The 22,480-nt window shown below is 34.3% G+C and carries 17 protein-coding genes; 7 read left to right on the top strand and 10 right to left on the bottom strand.

Features of this window, described 5'->3' with window-relative positions:
• Positions 1–159: 159 nt before the first annotated feature.
• The 6 genes from B9N79_RS13180 to B9N79_RS13205 form a co-directional block, all read right to left on the bottom strand.
• Positions 160–1,785, bottom strand: a complete 1,626-nt coding sequence (locus B9N79_RS13180) for a mannitol dehydrogenase family protein (RefSeq protein ID WP_046217594.1) — start codon at positions 1,783–1,785, stop codon at positions 160–162.
• Between the two features lie 39 nt (positions 1,786–1,824).
• The gene (gene uxaC / locus B9N79_RS13185) at positions 1,825–3,255 is read right to left on the bottom strand and encodes a glucuronate isomerase (protein WP_040061152.1); all 1,431 of its coding nucleotides are present in this window, start codon (positions 3,253–3,255) and stop codon (positions 1,825–1,827) included.
• 17 nt (positions 3,256–3,272) lie between these two features.
• Complete coding sequence (locus B9N79_RS13190) at positions 3,273–4,808, bottom strand: MFS transporter (protein WP_040061150.1); 1,536 nt, start codon at positions 4,806–4,808, stop codon at positions 3,273–3,275.
• A 133-nt stretch (positions 4,809–4,941) separates the two neighbouring features.
• Entirely contained in the window at positions 4,942–6,042 is a 1,101-nt protein-coding gene (gene uxuA / locus B9N79_RS13195) for a mannonate dehydratase (RefSeq protein WP_040061149.1), read from the bottom strand.
• A gap of 388 nt (positions 6,043–6,430) precedes the next feature.
• Positions 6,431–7,984, bottom strand: a complete 1,554-nt coding sequence (locus B9N79_RS13200) for an MFS transporter (protein ID WP_040061147.1) — start codon at positions 7,982–7,984, stop codon at positions 6,431–6,433.
• 481 nt (positions 7,985–8,465) lie between these two features.
• A complete protein-coding gene (locus tag B9N79_RS13205; protein ID WP_019393548.1) occupies positions 8,466–9,143 on the bottom strand; it encodes a GntR family transcriptional regulator in 678 nt (225 codons plus the stop codon).
• A 337-nt stretch (positions 9,144–9,480) separates the two neighbouring features.
• Here B9N79_RS13205 and B9N79_RS13210 point away from each other — a divergent pair, with 337 nt between their 5' ends.
• The 3 genes from B9N79_RS13210 to B9N79_RS13220 all read left to right on the top strand — a co-directional run bounded on the left by B9N79_RS13210 (position 9,481) and on the right by B9N79_RS13220 (position 12,275).
• Positions 9,481–10,647, top strand: a complete 1,167-nt coding sequence (locus B9N79_RS13210) for a Gfo/Idh/MocA family protein (RefSeq protein WP_019393547.1) — start codon at positions 9,481–9,483, stop codon at positions 10,645–10,647.
• A 70-nt stretch (positions 10,648–10,717) separates the two neighbouring features.
• Positions 10,718–11,815, top strand: coding sequence for a Gfo/Idh/MocA family protein (locus tag B9N79_RS13215; RefSeq protein WP_040061144.1), 1,098 nt, complete (start codon positions 10,718–10,720; stop codon positions 11,813–11,815).
• Between the two features lie 184 nt (positions 11,816–11,999).
• Complete coding sequence (locus B9N79_RS13220) at positions 12,000–12,275, top strand: hypothetical protein (RefSeq protein WP_019393545.1); 276 nt, start codon at positions 12,000–12,002, stop codon at positions 12,273–12,275.
• A gap of 93 nt (positions 12,276–12,368) precedes the next feature.
• On the opposite strand, the gene B9N79_RS13225 is transcribed toward B9N79_RS13220, so the two are convergent.
• Positions 12,369–13,559 (bottom strand): amidohydrolase, encoded by a 1,191-nt coding sequence (locus B9N79_RS13225; protein ID WP_046217596.1) that lies wholly within the window; start codon positions 13,557–13,559, stop codon positions 12,369–12,371.
• Between the two features lie 347 nt (positions 13,560–13,906).
• On the opposite strand from B9N79_RS13225, the gene B9N79_RS13230 reads away from it, so the two are divergent.
• The gene (locus B9N79_RS13230; protein ID WP_048896822.1) at positions 13,907–15,370 is read left to right on the top strand and encodes an aldehyde dehydrogenase family protein; all 1,464 of its coding nucleotides are present in this window, start codon (positions 13,907–13,909) and stop codon (positions 15,368–15,370) included.
• Between the two features lie 113 nt (positions 15,371–15,483).
• Here the strand turns inward: B9N79_RS13230 and B9N79_RS13235 are convergent, their stop codons facing one another.
• Together B9N79_RS13235 and B9N79_RS13240 are read right to left on the bottom strand one after the other, a co-directional pair.
• Positions 15,484–16,122, bottom strand: coding sequence for a spore coat protein (locus B9N79_RS13235; protein ID WP_026009649.1), 639 nt, complete (start codon positions 16,120–16,122; stop codon positions 15,484–15,486).
• Between the two features lie 389 nt (positions 16,123–16,511).
• Positions 16,512–17,234, bottom strand: a complete 723-nt coding sequence (locus tag B9N79_RS13240; protein WP_019393541.1) for a DUF421 domain-containing protein — start codon at positions 17,232–17,234, stop codon at positions 16,512–16,514.
• A 420-nt stretch (positions 17,235–17,654) separates the two neighbouring features.
• Between B9N79_RS13240 and B9N79_RS13245 the strand changes: the two genes are divergently transcribed.
• Positions 17,655–18,122 carry a DUF2243 domain-containing protein gene (locus B9N79_RS13245; protein WP_046217597.1) on the top strand — a complete coding sequence of 156 codons (468 nt, stop codon included), beginning with the start codon at positions 17,655–17,657 and terminating at the stop codon, positions 18,120–18,122.
• Positions 18,115–18,897 (top strand): cytochrome c oxidase assembly protein, encoded by a 783-nt coding sequence (locus B9N79_RS13250; protein WP_040061136.1) that lies wholly within the window; start codon positions 18,115–18,117, stop codon positions 18,895–18,897. The genes B9N79_RS13245 and B9N79_RS13250 overlap by 8 nt, the downstream gene beginning before the upstream one ends.
• A 457-nt stretch (positions 18,898–19,354) precedes the next feature.
• Here B9N79_RS13250 and B9N79_RS13255 read toward each other — a convergent pair whose 3' ends face one another.
• Positions 19,355–21,526 carry a Z1 domain-containing protein gene (locus B9N79_RS13255; protein WP_085118594.1) on the bottom strand — a complete coding sequence of 724 codons (2,172 nt, stop codon included), beginning with the start codon at positions 21,524–21,526 and terminating at the stop codon, positions 19,355–19,357.
• 129 nt (positions 21,527–21,655) lie between these two features.
• Here B9N79_RS13255 and B9N79_RS13260 point away from each other — a divergent pair, with 129 nt between their 5' ends.
• Entirely contained in the window at positions 21,656–22,444 is a 789-nt protein-coding gene (locus B9N79_RS13260; RefSeq protein WP_082864736.1) for a histidinol-phosphatase HisJ family protein, read from the top strand.
• The last annotated feature ends 36 nt before the right edge of the window (positions 22,445–22,480 follow it).

The raw sequence follows: 22,480 nt of genomic DNA on the forward strand, positions 1-22,480 counted from the left end.
ATTGACGGACAAGTTCTTATTGATTTTGGAAACATATCCTCCTTCTTTCGGGATAGGCAGAATTCTTAACTAAGATTATGAGAGAAGGTTTAGAAATATATAAGGCCAAGACTTTTAAAAAAGTGCTTGGCCTTTTTTATTCCTTGCCTTAGTAAACATCTAAGGCATTCTCACCATGTTATGCAACGTTGTTCTTACTGCCCCTGGTGCCTTAATTAGGAGTTTAAAAAATTCTTCTATTTTTCCTCCCAAACCGATTTCATATAAATCAACCCCAAAGATTTGTGCATTTGTTAGTATAGGTTTTAAATGATTATGAACAGAATCTGGATTTCCAAACTCTATCTTTTGAATATATTGCTGTACCTCTTCTAGCAGAGGGTCTGGACTAGGGGTGAATGCTTCCCCATCATCATTAATCCCCATTAAATAACGACACCAAGCTGCAATTGTTAATGGAATAAAAGTTAAGTGGTTTACATCTAGATCGTCTCTTTCTACATATAATTTTAATGTTTCTCCAAAACGAATGCTTAGCTTTTGTGAAGTATCTGTAGCGATTCGTTGTGGTGTATCTGGGTTGTTCGGATTCGCAAAGCGGATTTCAATCACTTCTCTCAAAAATTCCCTCGGATTAATAATCCCTGGATCCACCACTACCTTCATACCTTCAACATACCCAATTTTCTCTACTAATGCCTTCAAATCTTTATCCTTCATCTCGGCAGCAATCGACGTATAATTAAGCAAACAACCGAATATGGCTAATGCTGTATGCAGCGGATTCAAACAAGTGCATACTTTCATCCTTTCTACGCGATCAACAACTTCTCTTTCTGTAAAATATACACCAGCTTTTTCTAAAGACGGTCTTCCATTTGGAAAAGAATCTTCAATAACAAGGTATTCAGATTCTTCAGTATTCACAAAAGGAGCTATTGTTGGTCCATTTTTTCGCGTTTGAATTAAATCTATACTTCCGAATCCTACTTCTTTCAATTTCTCTTGTACATCTAAAGAAGGATTCGGGGTAATTTTATCAATCATACTCCATGGAAATGTAATAACATCCTCGTCATTTAAATACTCAATAAACCCTTGATCTACAGTATTCATTTCCTTCCACCTAGAAGCTACTGTCATAACAGCCTCTTTTAACTTATCCCCATTATGAGAAAAATTATCTGTACTTACCAATGCTAATGGTACTTTTCCATTCTGATACCGTTCAAATAAAAGTGCTGTTAATATTACCATTGTATGTTTTGGGTTTTCAAGTCCTTGCTCAATTTCTTTTTGAATAGAATACTGGATTTTACCATCCATATCTTTTAAATTATATCCTTTTTCAGTAATTGTAAGAGTTATAAATTGTAGAGAAGGATTCCTGAAAATTCCCTTCAACCTTTTCCAAGATGAAGTTTTAGAATCTGCTGTGATACTTTCTGCAACACTTGCTATGACTTCCATATCCAATGTCCCATCTACTTTCATGGTAACATCTAAACACAAATTATCATAAGGATGATAAGCTTTTTCTATCTTGCCATCATTGCTAGTTGAAACAACAATAATTCCCTTATCAGCCTCTTTTAATTCTATTAAATGATGTTGTAAGACTGAGTGGAAGGCTCTAAACAAGTTTCCTCCTCCAATGTGTAACCAAAGGGGCTCTTTTTTCGTAGCTTCCCAAACTTCCTCAAAGTTATATTCCGGTGTTTTGATCCCTATCTTCTCAAAGCAATCTTTTTTATTTTTTAATTCTTCTTTTCCTAATCGTAGCATTTGTACACCTTCTCCTAACTTCTACATTATTATTTATCTTTAAGACGGGGAAATGATGGCTTCTTTCAGTTTAATTTCAAAATACTCCGAAGCATTGTTGTAGGATATATCCTGGACAATTTGCCCTAGCCATTCTAAATCATATGGATATTCGCCATTCTCAACCCATTCACCTAAAATATTGCATAAGATTCGTCTAAAATACTCATGGCGACTGTATGATAAAAAGCTACGTGAATCCGTTAACATTCCAATAAATCTAGATAATACTCCTACATTGCCAAGTGTTTTCATTTGAGCAACCATACCATCTATATGGTCATTAAACCACCAAGCAGAACCAAATTGAACTTTTGAAGGTGTTTCCCCTCTTTGAAAATTCCCTGCTATTGTTGCTAATAATTCATTATCCTTTGGATTTAATCCATATAAAACTGTTTTAGGAAGTTGCTGAACTTTATCTAATTCGTCAAGCAACTGACATAAAGGGATAGCAATAGAGTCATCTTTCATAGAATCACATCCTACGTTTGAACCAATATTATAGAATAGATGAGAATTAGCATTTCTTAAAGCACCAATATGATATTGCATAACCCATTTTCTCCGACTATAAGACTTTCCAAGCCTTACTAGCAATTGCGCTAGAAACTGATAGATTTCCTTTAATGAAAGAGCTTCCCCATGTAACCTCTTTTCCACAATCGCATCTAATTCTTGTAAGGTAGCATTTTCAAAAACAACTGTCTCTAAACTATGATCAGCTAATTTACAGCCTATGTTCTGAAAATAATCCAGCCTATTCTCTAAGGCATCTATTAGTTCTGTAAAATTGGTTATGCGAATCCCTGCTACATCTCCTAAATCTCTGACATAATCTCTCCAAGATTCATGTTGAATAGACATAACTTTGTCTGGTCGAAACGATGGTAAAACAGTTGTAGAAAAGCCTCTATCCTCTTGCAATAGCTTATGATAATGCAAATCATCCATTGGATCGTCTGTTGTTCCGATGAATGTTACGTTTGAGTGTTTAATTAACGCCCTTGCTGAGAAATTTTGCTCCTTTAGCTTCTCATTACATATATCCCAAATATCTTTTGCTGTAGTTCTTTTTAAAATAGTTTCTACATTAAAATATTGTCTTAATTCCATATGTGTCCAATGATAAAGTGGATTTCCTATTAACTTCTCAACTGTTTCAGCCCACTTTTCAAATTTTTCATATCCGCTAGCCTCTCCAGTAATATAATACTCGTCTACACCATTTGCCCTCATTGCACGCCATTTATAATGATCTCCCTCTAACCATAATTCTGTCATATCTTTATAAGTTCTATTTTCATAAATTTCGCGTGGATCTAAATGACAATGGTAATCATAGATTGGCATTTTAGAAGCATAATCATGGAACAGTCTTTTAGCTGTTTCAGTTTGAAGTAAAAAGTCATTATTCATAAATGGTTTCATTTGTTTCATCACTCCTATTAATTAACTTTTATATGAGGTAATTGAGTTTTTTTATCATTTCCCCATAGTTTTTCATATTTATAACCTGTAAGTGCTTCTACAACTTCTTTTGTCTTTTGGTCAACATCATCCTTGCTTCCGTTATTTTTCAAACGGTCTATTTCAGCAACAAGAATTGAATGCGTTTCTTTATTTAACTTAAATGTAAATGCTGCAATCAAGGAGATGAGCAGTAATCCACCTACCCCAAAAATCATAATCCCTATAATTGCATGAACAGCGCCTACTGGCTGTGAAGTGGCATTTTGCACAAAACCTCCACCCTCTAAGATTGCTCCAACTAAAAAAGTAGCCAATGCAACAGAAGACTTTCTAAAGAACGTCATTACAGATGCAAAAATCCCTTCTCGTCTTTTGGTCGTAATTATCTCATCGACGTCTGGAATAAACGGAAATACATTCCAAGGTATAAACTCTAGCATACTCCTTCCAATCTGATATACAAACGAGATGATTATTAAAGTTAGGATTAAATTGTCTGGATGAATAAAATAAACGGCTGCATATGCTGCTATACAAAGAAGCATAGTAGAGTAAGAAATTTTAAATAGATTTCCTGGTCCAATTTTAATTAATAAAAACCCATAAATAATTGCACCCGGTAGTCCAATAATACTAAATGAAAGTAAATTTGCTGCAACAGTTGAGGAACTATGCAAAGCATAGACACAGTAGAATACAAACACAGCATTAAATGCATCTTTAGCAGTCATAGAACAAATATAGATAAGTAGATGCTTACGGAAACTTTTCACTTTGAAGGTTGAACCAAAATCAACTAATGTTCGAGTAATTCCTGTAAGGATTTCCGAAAAGTTTTTATGCTCTTTCTCTTGATCTAATAATTTTTGCATATCTTCTGGAGAAAGTTCTCTTTCCCATGTCGAGCGAAAAGAAATAAAAACACAAATAGCATAGATAACAGCAAAAAATACGCCATTGACAAGGAAGGACATAGAGTTATCTTGCCCTAAAGCACTAAATAGTTGACCTGGAATAAAGGTAGCTAAAAATGTGCCAACACCTGAAATAAACATTCTAGCCGTTGATAACTTCGTTCTTTTGTTAAAATCTGTTGTCATTTCTGAAGGAAGTGTCTCCCATGGAATTAACACCATCGCTGCGATGATTTCAAACATTAAGTAGCTGAATAAGTAGTATAAATAACCCATTCCGTCTACCCATAGTAAAGCGTAAACAAGCATTAATGGTGATCCAATCAACAGGAAAAATCTGCGTCTTCCAAATCGTCTACCCAATTTTAATTTTAGAAAGTTATCCGAAAAACTTCCCATAAATAAACTAATAACCGCATCAATTACTCGGGCAATAGCAATAATTGATGCTGCTTCAACAGCCGATAAGCCAGCAAACTTTGTATAGAAAAACAATAGCCAAGCTCCAATAATTGTGAAGGCTCCTCCACCCATCATATCTGTCAAACCAAATCCTATACTTGTTTTGAGAGTAATTTCTTTATTGTTTGTAGACATTCTAACGCCTCCATCTCAAACCATTATGCACACACAAACTAATGAAGCGCTTACATGACGAAGGTGAGCTTTTAGAAGAAAAGAAACAAATTGATATTATTCCTTTTCTCCCCTTATCTCGATAAATAATGTACTAAATGTTTTGAAAATTAATCTTTTCAAGAGAACGGTTTCTTAATGATACGTTAGCATCCCATGCACCTTGTAAATACATGGCGCCTAAAGCACGATCATATAACCCGTATCCCGGTCTACACACTTCATCCCAAATATGTCTTCCATGGTCAGGACGAATATAACCTTTAAAATTACGGGCAAATAATGTATTGACTATTCCTGTAATAGGTAAAGAGCCATCTTCATTTCGATGGGATGCTTCAATAAAACTGCCATCTTCAAAATGTTTGACATTCCGAATATGAGCAAAAGGGATTTGATTGATAAAGGATTGTACGATATCAATTAAATCGTTATTAGGATTTCCCCCTAATGAACCAGAGCAAAATGTTAGTCCATTTGAAGGACTGTCTACAGCACTTAATATAGATTGAATATCCTTCTTGTTTTTTACAATGCGGGGTAATCCAAATATAGAAAATGGTGGATCATCTGGATGAATAGCTAATTTAATACCACATTGTTCAGCCGTAGGGCACACTTCCTTCAAGAAATAAGTCAGATTCTCTAGTAACTGTGCTTCAGTAACGCTTTTGTATTGATCAAAGAGATCTTGTAAGTCTTTTAATCTTTCAGGCTCCCAACCAGGAAGAGTAAAATCTTTTGAGTTCTCTTCCATATCCCTCACAACCTGTTCAGGTGTAAGTGAAAGAACTTTTTTAGCATCGAAAAATAAGGCTGTACTGCCGTCTTCCATTTCTTTAAATAAATCCGTGCGAAGCCAGTCAAATACTGGCATGAAATTATAACATACAACCTTAACACCAAATTTGCTTAAGTTTTTTAATGTTTCCTTATACGCATTTATATATTTGTTTCTCGTATTCAATCCAAGTTTTATGTCTTCGTGAATATTGACACTCTCAACAACATCGGTATTTAATCCATATTTTTTTGCTTGATTTACTACTTCTTCTATCCTTTGAACAGGCCAAATCTCTCCAACAGGGATATCATGAAGTGCCCATACGACTCCTTTTATTCCAGGGATTTGGCGAATTTTGTTTAATGAAATAGAATCATTCCCTTCCCCATACCACCGAAATGTCATTTGCATATTATTTATCCCCCTTTTATTAGTTAAACTCAACATGGAAATCTTTGAATTGTTATTGAATATTACTTTTAAAGATTTTTTAAAGTAAAGGTTTTAATTTTAAAATACCTCCCTTCATTTAATACAAGTAAACTTCTTTGAAACCAAATTAATAGTGGTCCTACCTTTCCTTTTCTATATGTTTATTAATCAATAGTGAAAATAAGGAATTTAAGCGAATCTTTTTTTAGAGATAACATACTAGTATGGTAGTATTAACATAATTATATTGCATTTTCCTGAATATTCAAACAAAATTGACAAATTTACTTTTATAAGCAATTAAAGTTCCCCTGGAATTTTTAAAATCCCTTATTCGCTACATCCTAAGTTAAGTTTATAATTGGCATTAGTTAAAGTCTTTCTGTTTAAAATCTGTTTCTTCAAAACTTCTGACTGGCTGCTGATATCCTACATTATTGTGCCCCCAGAGCTTCTCATACTCCCACCCTGTTAGCGCTTTCAAAGTAATGCGTGTTTCTTTGTCTGCTTGTTCCATTGACCCGTTGTTTTTTAATCTATTAATCTCCGCAAGCATAATAGAGTGAGTCTTCTTAGATAGTTTGAATCTAAAAGCTACAATTAAACTAATAATAATAAGTCCAATTGTTCCAAAAAATAAAATACTCGTAATCCCATTTACTGCTGTTGTTGATTGGGTCGTGGCATTTGCATTAAATCCAGTCTCTTGCAAAACAACCCCTACTAAGAAAGTTGCTAATGCTGTAGTGCTTTTACGTGTAAAGGTCATAATACCTGCAAATATGCCTTCTCTTCTTCTTTGCGTTACCATTTCATCTACATCAGGAATAAACGTGTAAATATTCCATGGAATATAATACAGGCCACTCTTCCCTATTCCTAACACAGTAGAAAGAATGTACAAAGCAATAATCATATAAGTTGGCTGTGTAAAATATAAAAATATGTAACCACTTATACTTATCATAATCGCAAAATAAGAGATTTTCAGTGATGGAGCTGGTCCAATTTTAATAACAAGCCATCCAAACAATAATGTACATATCATTTGAAGGAGTGATCCAATAGATAATAAATCAGATGCTAATACAGCATCTTTGTTCAACGAAAAGACGATAAAATAGACAAAAACTGCATTTAAAATATCCATTGCTGTAAAGGAGCAAATGTACATTGTGAGATGTTGACGAAAACTTTTAATTCTTAAAGTAGATGATAAATCAATGATGAATTTTTTTGTAGTTTCCATAAGAGGTAATTTTTCGGTTTCAGAAGGTCTTGTAATATCTTCTTCTATATTACGTTCCCATGTTGTTCTATGTGTAATTAACAGCGAAGCCATAAAGATAAACGTAAAGATAATCCCATTATAAAGAAAAGCTTGTGGTGAGTCCTTCCCAAATATTTCAAATAATCGACCAGGAATAAAAGTAGCTAAAAATGTCCCTAATCCTGAATAGATTAATCTAATAGTTGAAAGCTTTGTACGTTCATTAAAATCATCTGTCATTTCAGCTCCAAGAGTTTCAAATGGAATTAACACCATTGCTGCCAAGAACTCTAACAAAATGTATACTATCAAGTAATACCAATAGCTCATATCAGAAATCCAAAGTAAAGAATAAATAACCATTAAAGGCGCTCCAAGTAATAGAAAAAACCTACGTCTTCCAAACTTCTTTCCAAGTTTTGTACGGCCAAAATTATCAGTGATATGACCCATAAGTGGACTTGCAATAGCATCAACAATACGGGCGATGGCAATAATTGACCCTGCTTCAACAGGAGTAAGACCACAAAAGGTAATATAAAAATATAACATCCATGCTCCAATAATTGCGAATGCTCCACCTCCAAATAAGTCCATTGTTCCATAACCAATAAAATTCTTTACTGTTAATTTCCTATTTGCAGACTTCATTCTTTCTCTCCTCTCAAATATGTCCTAAGAGATTACTTTGTGAATAGGATAAGGATAGTCATTTTTTTGGTTGCTCATGCTCAACTCCTTTATTTATAAATCATAGGCAGCTTGAAGAGAAAAGGACTAAAATTACACTGAACCTAGTTAATAGCTTATTATGAAACCTGATAGTTAAAGTTATCTTCCACCACCTCCTTTTTCATATTAAAATAGCACTTTTTTAATATAAAAAGATAAGTCTATTATTTATTATAATAAATCTCTCCATTGAATGCGTTTTCATTTCAGTTTTCACCTTTCATAAAAATGTCTATAAAACTTACTCCTCTTCTAGGAGACATTTCATAAATAATGTTTTATTCATAGATTGACAAGCTAAAAGTAAGAATGAATAGATAAGGAGCCCATGTAATAGAGAGCTCTATTATATGGGCCAATATTTCAAGTTATGGAAACATTACTAATACAAGTTCAGTTTTTATTTAAAATAATGTGGATGCTCTTTCTTTAATAATTCTCTGTCTATAATAACAAGTTTTAAATGCTCTTCCATTAGTTGTTCAGCTTCTTGTACATCATGTTTTTGTATCGCTTTAAAAATACTTTCATGTTGAAGCAAAATACCATCCCAGTTATAATCTGTGACTAGTCTTAACATTCGACTTCTATTAAAGTGAACATTCATTTGTTGAATAATTAACCATGTTTTTTCTTTATTACATCCAGCAAAGATCGTTCTATGAAATTCCTCATCTAACTCAAACATTTTTTTATAGTCTTTTTCTTTAATACATATTCTTTGCATATTTAAATTCATTTCTAAAGCAATCATCGTCTCTTTAGGAAGGCACTTACAGGCTAATTTAATAACAGCCTTTTCAAGTTGTTCCCTCATAAATCTTGCTTCCTCTACAAGATCTAGATCAATTAAGGAAATAAAGGTTCCTCTTTGAGGGTAAATGTCTAATAACCCTTCTTGAGATAATTTTAAAAAACTCTCCCTTACTGGTGTACGGCTAACTTGGAATTGCTCTGAAATTTCTTTTTCAGAAATATTGGTCCCAGGAGCAAGTTTAAGACTTAATATTTGATCTTTTAACATATGGTAAACTTGTTCTCTAGTAGAAATGCTTTGATTTTTTAAGTTCATATTCATCGTCTATACTCCTTTCACTAACATACTACCATACAAGTATATTAAAGCAACATATATTTTTTGATTATTCTGTTTTTATTCTGTTTATATCTCGAGATTTTGAGAATCCCTAAAAAGATTCTTAAGATAGAGACCACAGGGCCTCAAAAATAAAAAACTAAAAAAGTATTCAAAATTCAGAATATTTATATTATAATACATTTTGTACTACCATACTAGTATATCTATAAACGATCAGTAGGAAATACCTTTTAAAATCTGAGTTAACGTTTTTTTGAAAGCGCTATCTGCATCTTTGTTTTAAAAAACCACTTTCTTACAGAAAGGAAAGATTCATATGACGAACATTGCCATTATAGGAACTGGATCTATTTCAAAATCACATATTGAAGCTTATCTCGAAATGCCTGGAAGTTGTACAATTGTAGCTATGTCTGATATTTATCCTGAAAAGGCTGGAAGTTTGGCAAAAAAATATAATTTAGAAGTCAAAGTTGTTGCTGACTACAAAGAGTTACTAAATGATTCTAATATTGATGCTGTGTCTATCTGTACCCCTCCTTATATGCATGCGGCTATTGCTATCGATTTTCTTAAAGCAGGAAAACATGTTTTAGTAGAAAAACCTATGGCTTCTTCCTTACAAGAATGTGATGAAATGATAAAAGCAGCTATTGAGAGTCAGAAACTTTTATCGGTGGTTGCTCAAAATAGGTTTTTAACTCCCATTATGAGATTAAAACATGTACTCGATCAAAAAATGATTGGAAAAGTTGCTCATGCTCAAGTTGATTCGTTATGGTGGCGCGGACATAGTTACTATGACTTATGGTGGAGAGGCACATGGGAAAAAGAAGGTGGAGGTTGCACACTAAATCATGCAGTACATCATATTGACATGTTGCAATGGATGTTAGGATTGCCAACTGATATTTTTGCCGTAACTAGCAATGCTCTACATGATAATGCAGAAGTTGAAGACCTATCTGTTGCTGTACTTCGTTATGACAATGGCAGTTTAGCTCAAGTAACAAGCTCTGTTGTCCATCATGGAGAAGAACAGCAACTTATTTTCCAAGGTGAAAAAGCAAGAATATCTGTTCCTTGGAAAGTAACAGCTCAAGTATCTAAAGAAAATGGATTTCCTCAAGAAAAAAATGATGAAGATTTAGAAAATCAAATTCACGAAGCTTTTGATCAATATCCAGAGCTACAATTTGAAGGTCATACTGGTCAAATAAACAACTTCTTAATGGCAATTCAAAAAGGTGAAGAACTTTTAATTGATGGAACCGAAGGAAGAAAAACGCTTGAACTCATTACAGCTATTTATAAATCAGCAAATTTAGGAGTAAATGTAAAGCTCCCTCTTTTATCAGATGATTCGTTTTATACACGTGAAGGGATGCTAGCCAATGTTAAACATTTTTATGAGAAAAAAAGCAGCGTAGAAAATTTCTCAGATGATACGATAACAGTCGGAAGAGATTATAAAAAGGGATAAATATAATCATTTAATGTCATGTATCTAAACCTTATCACAAACTCTAAAATGTTTTTTAGGAGGAAAAATGATGAAAAAAAACGATGGAATGAATTATGCTCCTAAAGGAAAAAGTGCTCCTGTTGTTACAGAGGGACAATTTATCATTGCAGCTATCGGTCTTGATCATGGCCATATCTACGGGATGTGTAATGGATTAATTGAAGCTGGTGCTACACTAAAATGGGTATATGACAAAGATTCAAAAAAGGTAGCAGAATTTTGTAAAACATATCCTCAAGTACAGCCAGCTCAAAGTGAAAAAGAAATTCTTGAAGATTCTGATGTAAAACTTGTAGCAGGTGCAACAATTACATCTGAGCGCTGTGATTTAGGATTACGTGTGTTAGATTATGGTAAACACTATTTTACTGATAAATCCCCCTTTACAACATTAGAACAATTAGAGTTAGCACGTAAGAAAACCGCTGAAACGGGACTTAAATGGGCTGTTTATTATAGTGAACGGTTACATGTAGAAAGTGCAGTATTTGCTGGGCAATTGATTGAACAAGGAGCCATTGGGAAAGTAGTCCAAGTTCTTGGAACTGGTCCACATCGTAGTAATGTAGAAAGCAGACCAAGCTGGTTTTTTGAAAGGGAATATTATGGGGGGATCCTATGTGATATTGGCAGCCATCAAATTGAACAGTTTCTCTTCTATTCAGGTGCACAAGATGCCAAAGTCGTACATAGCAAAATTGGCAATTACAAGCATCATCAGTATCCTGAATTTGAAGACTTCGGCGATGCAACTTTAATCGCTGATAATGGGGCTACAAATTATTTCAGAGTAGACTGGCTTACTCCTGATGGACTTAAAACTTGGGGAGATGGACGTACAACTATTCTTGGAACAGACGGATACATTGAAATTCGCAAATATATTGATATAGCTAGAGACGAAGATGGAGATCACTTATACCTAGTAAACCATGATACAGAGCACCATTTTTCTTTAAATGGAAAAGTAGGATTTCCTTACTTTGGTGAACTCATATTAGATTGTTTAAATGATACGGAAAATGCTATGACTCAAGAACATACCTTTAAAGCTGCCGAACTGTGCTTAGTTGCACAACGAGACGCCCTCTATGTAAATGATGAATTTAAAGTAAATAGAGTTTAAAAATTAAGAGTTACTTTAAACTCTGACGCAAAAACTTCGAAATAACTACTTAAATCAAATATTCTAGTTCGCCTTTGTGCAAACATCCTGACTTTCTCTTGAATCTACATGTTTTAAATTCCTTTGGACATACTGTTTATGTATCTTTTATACCAATGACAGTATATAACAAGGAGGAATAAATATGTTAAATGAAAATCAGTCTGTACAGGAGAAAATGGAAAGCTTGTGGCACACAACTTGTGGAACGTGGGAAAACTGTAATGAATCTACTGTTCAAGCCTTTTTATCGGAGTGTGAACAACATAGTATCGATCCTCAATTTTGCATGAATTGGATTCAGCAGAACAAAGATAAAATCCCGAACTGGTCCGCTGTTTCGGATACAACACGAGAATGGGTCAATGAACATACTTCTACTGGTTCTCCTATTTCTATGTCAAATCAAAATAATGAGTAAATCAAAAAGAGAGTCTTAAGACTCTCTTTTTGATTTACGAAAATGAAGAATATGAGCTGTTGTTCTTTTGGTAAGATGATCCATAGCGATTGGTTATTCATTGGTTTTACAATAACTGCAAATAACAGTCCCAACTGCTTTGGCTGCTACTAAAAGGGCCTCTTCATCAATATCAAATTTCGGATGGTGGTTGAAATAAGGCTTTTCTACGCCTTTAGGTGTACAGCAGATATAAAAGAAACAAGCTGGAAACTTTTTTGCATAATGGGCAAAGTCTTCTGATGGCGATAATTTAGGAAACTCTTTTACTTCTTTAATGTCTCTATCATTTGTATTTTTCAAAGCCATTTCCACCATCTTTGTTAATTCTGGATTATTATATAGCGGTGGATAGTCAGGCGTATAAGTTAACTCACATGTTACATTAAATTCCTCTTCTATTCCTTTTGCAATACGACGAATTTCTTTTTCAATTAATTCCCGCGTTTTTTCAGTCATGCCCCTTACATCACCTTCAAGTTCCACCTTATCTTTAATCACGTTAAATGTACCTTTGCCATCAAAAGAACCGATTGTGACAACACCCATGTCAAACGGATTTAATCGTCGACTAATAACGGTTTGAACAGCTGTTACAAAATGTGCACCAGCTACAATAGCATCATTTGCTAGATGGGGAGAAGAACCGTGTCCCCCTATCCCTTGTACTTTTAATTTAAAGTATGCTCGCCCTGGAAAAACGTATCCACTATTATATCCAACTATCCCTACAGGTCCAAGAGGTAATAAATGAACACCAAAAATATGATCTAAATCATCAAGTAAACCTGACTCAATCATACCAATTGCCCCACCAGGCGGTACTTCTTCAGCTGGTTGATGAATAATTTTTATTGTTCCTGGGATTTCATCTTTTAGCTGGATTAAACAATCAGCAAGAATCATTAAATATGCAGTATGTCCATCATGTGCACAGGCATGCATAACCCCCGGATTGTTTGACTTGAATGGTACATCCGTTTCTTCTTGAATAGGAAGAGCATCAAAATCTGCCCGTAAGCCAATCTTTTTTCCTTCTTTCTCTCCTTTAATCGTTACAATGACGCCATATCCTCCGCCTACATTTGTGTGTATCTCGACATTCTTGCCTTTATAAAACTCTACAATATACTGACTAGTTTTCTTCTCCTGAAATGATAGTTCCGGATTTCTATGTAGGTATCGCCGGATGTTAATCATCTCATCCTTGCGATTTTCTAACATCTTCATCAATGTTTCTTTCATTTTAGTGCCCCCTTCTACTAAATCTTTTAATTATTGAGGCTTCTCCTTCTCTGCTTTATTGATTTTTTTGTAATCACAACATGAACAAACTGACTATGAATACTAACTACTACTCCAAAGATTGCATTTACAATGGTGCCGAATAATAATAACTTCTATACTGTTAATTTTTTCTTTCGAAAATGTACCACACTCTATAAAAGTAATAAGAATCTTTCACATAACTATTGAAGAAACATTTAGGTATAAAGGTAACTTTTACAATCTAGGGTAAAATGCTATCCTATACATAAACCATACCGAAAAGGTGAAAAATACAAAAATATTTGGAAAGAGGTGGATAATAAGTGAATGATTTTAAAAATAAATACAATAAAAACTATATTAATGGCAAGTGGATTGATGGAGATACAGAACGTACAGAAGATATTATGAATCCATATGACAATTCGGTCATAACCTCTGTTAAATTAGCATCATTACAACAAGTAAAGGATTCATTTAAAATAGCTGAAGCAAAACAAAAAGAATGGGCACATTCACCTGTCAATGATAGAAAAGCGATATTTCGTAAGACAGCTGAATTTCTTCAGGATAATCGTGAGGATATTATTCAGATCATTAGTCAAGAAACAGGGGGTACCCTACTTAAATCAGAATTAGAATTGAACCTTTCCATTGATGTACTAAAAGAAACGTTTAAATATATGGATGCTGTGGATGAAATAATAGATATCCCTTCGACAATCGAAGGAAAAAGAAATAGAGTTTATCGTCAACCACTTGGCGTCGTTTCATCCATTTCACCCTTTAACTTTCCAATGAATTTATCACTACGTTCTATTGTTCCAGCTATTGCGCTTGGAAATACAGTTGTTCATAAAGCAGATTTACAAGTTGGATTAACAGGAGGATCTATCATTGCACGAGCCTTCGATTATGCTGGATTACCAAAGGGCGTATTTCAGTCTATCCTTACGACTCCTGATGAAATTAAAGATGAAATGTTAGAAAATCCAGTGATACAATTAATTGCTTTTACAGGCTCTACTGGATTTGGGAAACATATAGGGAAAGTAGCTGGAGAAAATCTCAAACGTGTTGCATTAGAGCTTGGTGGAAATAACCCATTTATCGTTCTTCAAGATGCAGATGTTAATAAAGCTGTTGATGCAGCTATTTTTGGGAAGTTTATGCATCAAGGACAAATTTGCATGTGTATTAATCGACTTATCGTACATAAAGATTTATATGAAGACTTTGCGAATAAATTTATGGAAAGAGCTTCAAAGCTGCCGTACGGAGATCAAACAAATCGGGATACAGTAATTGGTCCACTGATTAATGAAAAACAAATAGAAAGAGTACTTGAATTAATTGAAAAAGCTGAGAAAAGTGGCAACAAACTAGGGCTGAGAGGCAAACGAATAGGAAACGTGTTAACTCCATTTGTATTTGTTGATGTAAATAATTCTGATGAAATTGCTCAAACAGAATTATTTTCCCCGGTCGTTTCAATTATCAAAGCTGAATCGGATGATCATGCAATTGAATTAGCTAATGATACTATCTATGGCCTAAGTTCTGCTATATTTACTTCTGATTTAAAAAAAGGCGAAGAATATGGATTGAAAATTGACAGCGGGATGACACATATAAATGATCAAACTGTAAATGATGCATCTAATATACCGTTTGGCGGTAATAAGCAAAGTGGTCTAGGAAGGTTTGGAAACCCATGGATAATTGATGAATTTACAAAGTTAAAATGGATCTCTGTCCAAGATAAATATCGAGAATTTCCGTTTTAATAGGGTGAAGAATATTCTTCATTTCCTCCCTTCTTATTGTTTAGTCATACGCAAAAATAAAACTCATGGAACTAGTAAAAGTTCCATGAGTTCTCTTCATTAATGAATAAATATTAATGAGTTGTATTGTTATTTGGCATGTTTTGCTGCCCTTGAGCAGGTGCATATGCATTTAACATTTGTTGCATATCTTGTTGCGCAAGTTGTGGTACTTGATAATAATGATGTTTGTTTTGATAAAGAGAGAGCTCATATGCCATTTCAATACTATTTGGGATAGAATCTGCAAGCACACGGCGCACAACTGGATTAGTTGTTTCAAGAGCTGCTGTTGTTTTCATTGTTGCACATGACTTTACAGAGCCAAGCATACAGCTTGAAACACATTCATCTGTAATTTCATTTACGGATTGTAAAGGCTTCTTAGGCTGAGATGGCTTAAGACCATATACAAAGTCATTACCTTGCTTCATCTTATAACTCTGTGTTGGTTTAGAAGGATCTTGGCCACTTTTAAAACATTCTACTGTTGTATTGTACTCATCTTGAATAAATTGATATTGGCGTTCCAAAATATCTTTTAATTCAGGATCTTGTACATGTTGACGTAACAACGTATAAGAATTCAGAGTACCAATTGTTCCTGATAATACTTCTTGCACATCAAAGACTTCATGGCCACCATGATTCATATGTTGTGAAATATCCCCCGTGTGCATGTTTTGATGTGTTTGACCTTGTTGATTTTGCATCATTTAAAACTCCTCCTTTTAGAACCATATTTTCGCAGTTAGTATAAAACAACAAACCAAAATTATTCCTTATAAAAATAATGGAATAAGGTAAGGCGATTTTTTTAGTTTTAAATGATACATACTATTTTATAGATGAGGGAAAAGAAGACAACATGCGGTTAGAAAGGAGTCATCCCCTTATAAAAAAAGAAGTCTACTTTTCTATCTTCCTCTTTCCCCTTATTTTTCAGATATAGTCTTCTGTAGTTTCTTCAAAAAAAGCCATCATAAAAATCCGTAAACAAACCTGTTTACGGATTTTTATGATTTACTTCGTGAAAAGTATAGTTAAAGACTTCTCTATTTTTATTAGGAGGTAATTTCTCTCACCATTATTTAAATAGTGGTCAATGAATAACATCCGGCTTAATAACTGGATTAGAATCATAAAGTGAAACATACATTTCATTTCGCTCATTAACAGAAGCTAAGAAAATACGATTTATATCTTTAATCCCCTTCTTTTCCAATTCTTTATTTAACCATTCTTCTGTCAAATGTAAGTCTGTTAGTACTTTTCTATACACTTTCCCTTCAATCACAACAGGATAAGCAATCCCATCAAGATTTTTTTCAATACCTAAATCATTTACCGTTACAATATCGTTAGCAGGATGTTTATAAACCGTTAACTTCCCGTTTGATTCAATAATACCAAGATGAACATGTGTTATATCAAAAACTCCGTTTTCTCTTAACATTTGCAAGATATTATCAAGTGAATAGCGTATCTTTTTTATATTAGTTCTTGATATTTGACCATCTTTAATAACAACCGTTGGGTCAAATGTAATAAGCTTTCCAAATCTTCGAAATGAGATGGCCGACTTTGCGATAATACGTTGAAGAAAAGCAATTAAAACAATAGCTATAGCTGTATGAATATGTTCAACATTTGGATCTGCAATATCCGCTCCAACAACAGATCCTAATACAAGAACAACAAGAAAATCAAAAACAGGAAGTTCTCCAATTGCCCTTCTCCCCATTACAAGCGTTACAACTAAAAGTAAAGGGATAATTGTGACTATTCTCCCAAAGATAAGCATTAGCTCTTTTAAAAATTCCATCTCCTCCCCTGCCTTTTCTGTATAAATATATACTTACTTTTTCCGTAAAGAAAAGGAAACATGTATCATACGTTCTAGAATTTAATAAGTGTGATGTTTAAGCACGTCTTCTATTTGATTCATCATTGGATCATAGAGATCCGGTCGTTCTTTTTCATATCATTTATATATTCTAACTAGACTTTTTTCTAAAAGGTTTTGCGAGACATACACCCTATATTCTTTTAGTTTTGCGTTATTTAAAAAAAGCGTAATATTTCTGAATGGGAAAATAAAATTCTCTTTTTAAGAAAAATTAAAAGAAAAGGACGAGAACAACGAGAATAAGAATTGGCCTTTTTAGACTTTCTTTTAACCGTTTACAGAAAAGGTGAGTTGGGAAAGTGGTATATAGTAACTTTTTTAGAGAGGAATGATAAAATGGGCAAAGCATCGTTAAACTATGTAAAACGAAATGTATTTTCAGGTATTCTTGTTGGAATGGGTTTTGCTGCTTTTATTGATGAATTTGTTTTTCACCAGCTTTTACAGTGGCATCATTTTTATGATGGTTCAACAACAAGAATTGGTATCATATCTGACGGTTTCTTTCACGCCTTCAGCTGGTTTTCCACAATTGGAGGTTTGTTTCTATTTGCTGACTTACGCCGCCGAAATGCTCTGAAGTTTAAAAAGTGGCACGGTAGCTTTTGGCTTGGGACAGGAGGATTTCAGCTTTACGATGGACTTATTCAGCATAAGCTTATGGGCCTTCATCAAATTCGCTATGTTGATACCTTATGGATATATGATACTATTTGGAACGGGTTAGCTCTGCTGATGATTGTAGCTGGAATTGTATTACTACAAATAAGCAAGAAGAAACAAGGACGTCATTCTTATGAATAATATGCAGCATCATATAGTTAGAGCAGAGTTCATCTTAGCTGCTCCATTTCTTATCGCATTGTTCCTTTATCTTGTTTCTGTATTTCATTCTAATTCTCGCTATAAAACATGGCCTTTTTCTAGAGTAATTTTGTTTGCTTTAGGTATTCTTTGTGCAGTAGGCTCTGTTAGCGGTCCAATTGCAGAGGAAGCTCATTCTAATTTCACTCTACATATGGTTGGACATTTGCTGCTTGGCATGCTCTCACCGCTGTTGATTTCTTTATCTTTTCCAATAACGCTTTTGTTGCGTACGCTGCCTAAAAAACGAGCTAGAATGCTTTCAGCCTTTTTAAAAAGCAGATTTTCACGTTTTTTTACTCATCCTGTTGTTGCAACATTGTTAAATGTTGGCGGGCTTTGGTTGCTTTATACTACAAATTTGTACAGTATGATGCATGAACATATTTTATTGCATATTTTCATTCATGCTCATGTGTTTATAGCAGGCTATCTTTTTACGATTTCTATAATTTATATTGATCCTGTGTCACATCGCTTTTCTTATCTGTACAGAACGATTGTCCTTATTCTCGCACTAGCAGGTCATGGAATTTTATCTAAATACATCTATGCACAACCGCCTAGTGGAGTACCTATTCATGAAGCTGAACTTGGCGGCATGATAATGTACTACGGGGGAGATATCATCGACGCACTGCTTATTTTTCTTCTTTGCTTACAATGGTTTAACTCTACAAAACCGCGAAAAAGGCCTGAAGCACATTATGTTTAGTTCCCTCACCTTAAACAGCATTGACCTGGAATAGATAAGCAAAGAAAAAAGCAGGAAACTTATATTTTAAATATTAACAACACTACCTATATGATTTTTCCGTTTGTATGCTGCAAAATAGGTTTTGTTATTTGTTATTGCTTTTTTTGATAGACGCTAAGGATGAAGAATTAACATTCTTCATCCTTTTTTCTTGAGGAGCCAATCTCCCTTCTATCTATAAGACTTAGCTATGCTCACTCCCCCCAGTTTCTGGGGTATAACAACTATTTCTTCATAAGACGCCCCTTTTTCTTTCATGTTGTTCATTCACAAGTCTACAGTGTCTCTCGGCTATGAAGAAATAGTAAATAACTTATTTCAAACACAAGGCTCCTTTTTGCCTTACGACATCCAATCGATTCCTCATAGTCACAAATTGCTCCAATTAAAATAAGTGAGACATATCATGCCTCACCTATTCTGATACTCCACCTGTAAAGATTGTTGTTTTTGTATTTTTTGGCGTCACAAGTATAGGCCACCAGAAAGGACCTCCTCGCCAGCCGTTTTCTTCTTTTCCATTTTGACGAAGTAAAATCAACACAGGTGTATCAATAGCAATGCGTTTTGCAAGCATTAGTTCACTTTCTTCATTTGAAGCTGTGTCTGGCGCATCTTCATAGCGATGATTGCTTCTTATCCGGCTCATGTTACGATTTTCTCTTACAATACATAATACGTTGCCACTATATTTAGAGTTCAAATTTTTAGAAAGGTACGTGAGACTTGAAAGAAAAGCTGCATCATCCCAACTTTCTCCTTCTTTCTCATCATGTGTTAATTTAATTTTCTGGATCACTTTTACAGCTTCTGGGAGAGGAAACAAAAAGGGCTTTCCATCTTCTCTTTTTCTCCTTTCTATGATTTGATCAATCTCTTTTACATGTTTTGCAATATTTGATTTATAACCTGTTTGAAATCCAACAGGCAATAGGCGCTTTAATGGTTTTAGAGCTACAGTTTTAGACAGTAAGATTTTGTTTGGATTGCAAGGAACAAGCTTTTCATCTTCATCACGTCTTATAAATACAACACCTCTTTCATGGCTCTTCTTTTCAAAAGATTCCCGTAGTGATGTATCAAATTCGTGAATTTTTTTCATCACCTGATAAATTTCAAGCGTTGTATAAAAGCGAGTGACAGCTAAATCTTTCTTTAATCTGTAACCAAACATTCGAGAGTGCTGTAAAATGGTATCCTGCTGAAAGGTTCTTGGATTTCGTCCATAATAGAAACCAATTAAATTTTGTACGGTAATTCCACGATCTAAAATTTGCCCGCCAATAAAAATATTAAGAGGCGCTCGAAGTTTCAGCTGCCCTTTATCATCTAAAAGCTCTGATATTTCTTTTTCTGAATTTACTTTTGTCACAAGTACATAATCGTTTTTTAAGTAAAAACATGTTTCATGCTGAACATCTTGAAGCGTTGGGATTTCCCCTTTTATTCTTTCTAATGATTTTTTCAAGTTAGCATAAAGGGGCTTAATGAGTTTGTAAAGAAAAAGAGGCTGTTCAGTTGCCATTTGTTGAAGCTTCCGTTTCATCTCAGCCACAATCGTTTCTTGCCATTCGTGTGCTGCCTTTGCTTGCTCAGTATGAACGATAAAACTGTATTTCATCTCTCTCTTTCTCATTTTCCGCTGCTGTAGCCTTCTGATAATTCCACCAACGATAAATTGAAGGAGCGCTGTACGAAGCGATTCAATCCTTTTACTTGTTAACGCTTCTTCTAGTTTGAACCGCCTTCTATCTGGTTTCTTTAAAATAGCAAGCTCATGCGATGGAATCGCTTCATAGAGATAAGAAGCAAGCGACCGTTTCCTTATGCCCTCTTCGAAATAATACTCTCCTCCAATATAGCCGTCAGATACAGGAACAAGCTCTGTGAATGAAGGCTTCACAGGTTGAAACTCCTGAATAGAGCCATTGATTTTCAATTGTTCAGGCTGAAGGTAAAGAGAATATGGTGTTGCTGTCACTTGTAAAAAGGAAATATCGTCAACTTTCTTCCGGAACTGATCAATCTCTCCTGCGATAACTCTTATTTCATGAGCTTCTTTTTTTGTTTTTAAGAAACCGACACTCGCAAAATCTGCTTCATCATCAATTAAGAGAATCTTTCGGTCCTGAAGAAGCGGATATTGGTCAAAAAAAGCTTTATGAAGCCTTTTTAAATTGTGAATTTCTTTCTTCACAACAAAAATGAGCTTTTGGTTTAGTTCATATTGAATGAGATTGCCTGGAAGATTCATAATGTCATAAATTTGTATTTTATCATGAGCCTGAAATGAAGAAAATTCTTCTTTCAAACGTTCGTACGTTTGCCTTGTAAGAGCTTTTGTACCTTTTGTAAGAACAATTACAATATCATAATTGTTATCAAAAGCTAATCCTGTAATTCCAATAAACGTTTTCGTTTTTCCGCTTTGGATCTTCCCAAGCAGCATCCCTGGCTTATTTGCCGTTGTCTTTTTATTTTTCAATCCTTTGAGCGTATTAAAAATGCACTTCTCTGTTTCCGGGGAATAATCATTCTTCTTCAACAGTCCTTTATAGAATAGACCCCGAATAAGCTGTTCATTCATGCTGAATCTTTTTCTCCTCTTTCATCATAGTCTTTGCTCATTGTATCACAACATCCCCTTTTTCACGTTGCACAATCTATGCCATAATAAATGAGAGAAGGCTTCATTACATATAAAGGGAGGAATATTGTGTTTACGGACTATCATACACATACGAACAATTCATTTGACTCAAAAGCGATCATGATGGAAACATGCCAAAAAGCGCTTGAGAACGGAGTAGAACAAATTTGCTTCACTGAACACTTCACACTAAACCCGAACATTCCAACTTATGGACATATGAAATGGGAGAAGTACAGGGAAGACATTCAAACGTGTCAAGAAGCTTTTAAAAATCAGCCTCTTCATATCTTAAAAGGAATAGAACTTTGTGAACCACATAAGTATACAGAAGAATATAAACAGCTGTTTCAAAAAGAGCACATTGATTTTATTCTTGGTTCTGTTCACAATATTAAAGATATAGGCCTTCGCAAAACGTTAGCAAAATACTCACGGCTAGAAGCATATGACCTTTATTTTAAAGAAATGCTCTTACTTGTTGAAAAAGCCGACATTGACTGTTTAGCTCATTTTGATCTTATTAAGCGCTATTCAAAAGAAGCGTTTAGTCAGGACGACTTCGAAAAATTCGAGCCTCTTATAAAGAAGATACTTTCTAAAGCCATTGAACGAGGTATTGGAATTGAAATTAATACTTCAACAGTAGAAGCATTACAAGAACCAATGCCTTCACACTATATTTTAACTTTATATAGAGAGCTCGGCGGACGCATTTTAACCATTGGTTCGGATTCTCACTATTCAGAGCATATTGGTCGAGGTATTAAAGAAGCGTATGCTCTTGCCAAAGAGTGTGGATTTACGGAAGTGAGTATTTTTGAAAACCGATGTGCAACATTTGTTTCTATTTAAAAAAGCAGGCTTTCCTTGACGGAAGCCTGCTTTTTT

The organism is Priestia filamentosa (genome assembly GCF_900177535.1).
In the GTDB taxonomy this organism is placed as follows: domain Bacteria; phylum Bacillota; class Bacilli; order Bacillales; family Bacillaceae_H; genus Bacillus_I; species Bacillus_I filamentosa.

Excerpts from the sequence above, each read along its gene's own strand:
- B9N79_RS13180 (WP_046217594.1), bottom strand. The coding sequence starts at position 1,785 with ATGCTACGATTAGGAAAAGAAGAATTAAAAAATAAAAAAGATTGCTTT.
- B9N79_RS13255 (WP_085118594.1), bottom strand. The coding sequence starts at position 21,526 with ATGAATGAACAGCTTATTCGGGGTCTATTCTATAAAGGACTGTTGAAG.
- B9N79_RS13215 (WP_040061144.1), top strand. The coding sequence starts at position 10,718 with ATGAAAAAAAACGATGGAATGAATTATGCTCCTAAAGGAAAAAGTGCT.
- B9N79_RS13250 (WP_040061136.1), top strand. The coding sequence starts at position 18,115 with ATGAATAATATGCAGCATCATATAGTTAGAGCAGAGTTCATCTTAGCT.
- B9N79_RS13190 (WP_040061150.1), bottom strand. The coding sequence starts at position 4,808 with ATGTCTACAAACAATAAAGAAATTACTCTCAAAACAAGTATAGGATTT.
- B9N79_RS13245 (WP_046217597.1), top strand. The coding sequence starts at position 17,655 with ATGGGCAAAGCATCGTTAAACTATGTAAAACGAAATGTATTTTCAGGT.
- B9N79_RS13220 (WP_019393545.1), top strand. The coding sequence starts at position 12,000 with ATGTTAAATGAAAATCAGTCTGTACAGGAGAAAATGGAAAGCTTGTGG.
- B9N79_RS13240 (WP_019393541.1), bottom strand. The coding sequence starts at position 17,234 with ATGGAATTTTTAAAAGAGCTAATGCTTATCTTTGGGAGAATAGTCACA.
- B9N79_RS13205 (WP_019393548.1), bottom strand. The coding sequence starts at position 9,143 with ATGAATATGAACTTAAAAAATCAAAGCATTTCTACTAGAGAACAAGTT.
- B9N79_RS13235 (WP_026009649.1), bottom strand. The coding sequence starts at position 16,122 with ATGCAAAATCAACAAGGTCAAACACATCAAAACATGCACACGGGGGAT.
- B9N79_RS13210 (WP_019393547.1), top strand. The coding sequence starts at position 9,481 with ATGACGAACATTGCCATTATAGGAACTGGATCTATTTCAAAATCACAT.
- uxaC (WP_040061152.1), bottom strand. The coding sequence starts at position 3,255 with ATGAAACCATTTATGAATAATGACTTTTTACTTCAAACTGAAACAGCT.
- B9N79_RS13225 (WP_046217596.1), bottom strand. The coding sequence starts at position 13,559 with ATGAAAGAAACATTGATGAAGATGTTAGAAAATCGCAAGGATGAGATG.
- uxuA (WP_040061149.1), bottom strand. The coding sequence starts at position 6,042 with ATGCAAATGACATTTCGGTGGTATGGGGAAGGGAATGATTCTATTTCA.
- B9N79_RS13200 (WP_040061147.1), bottom strand. The coding sequence starts at position 7,984 with ATGAAGTCTGCAAATAGGAAATTAACAGTAAAGAATTTTATTGGTTAT.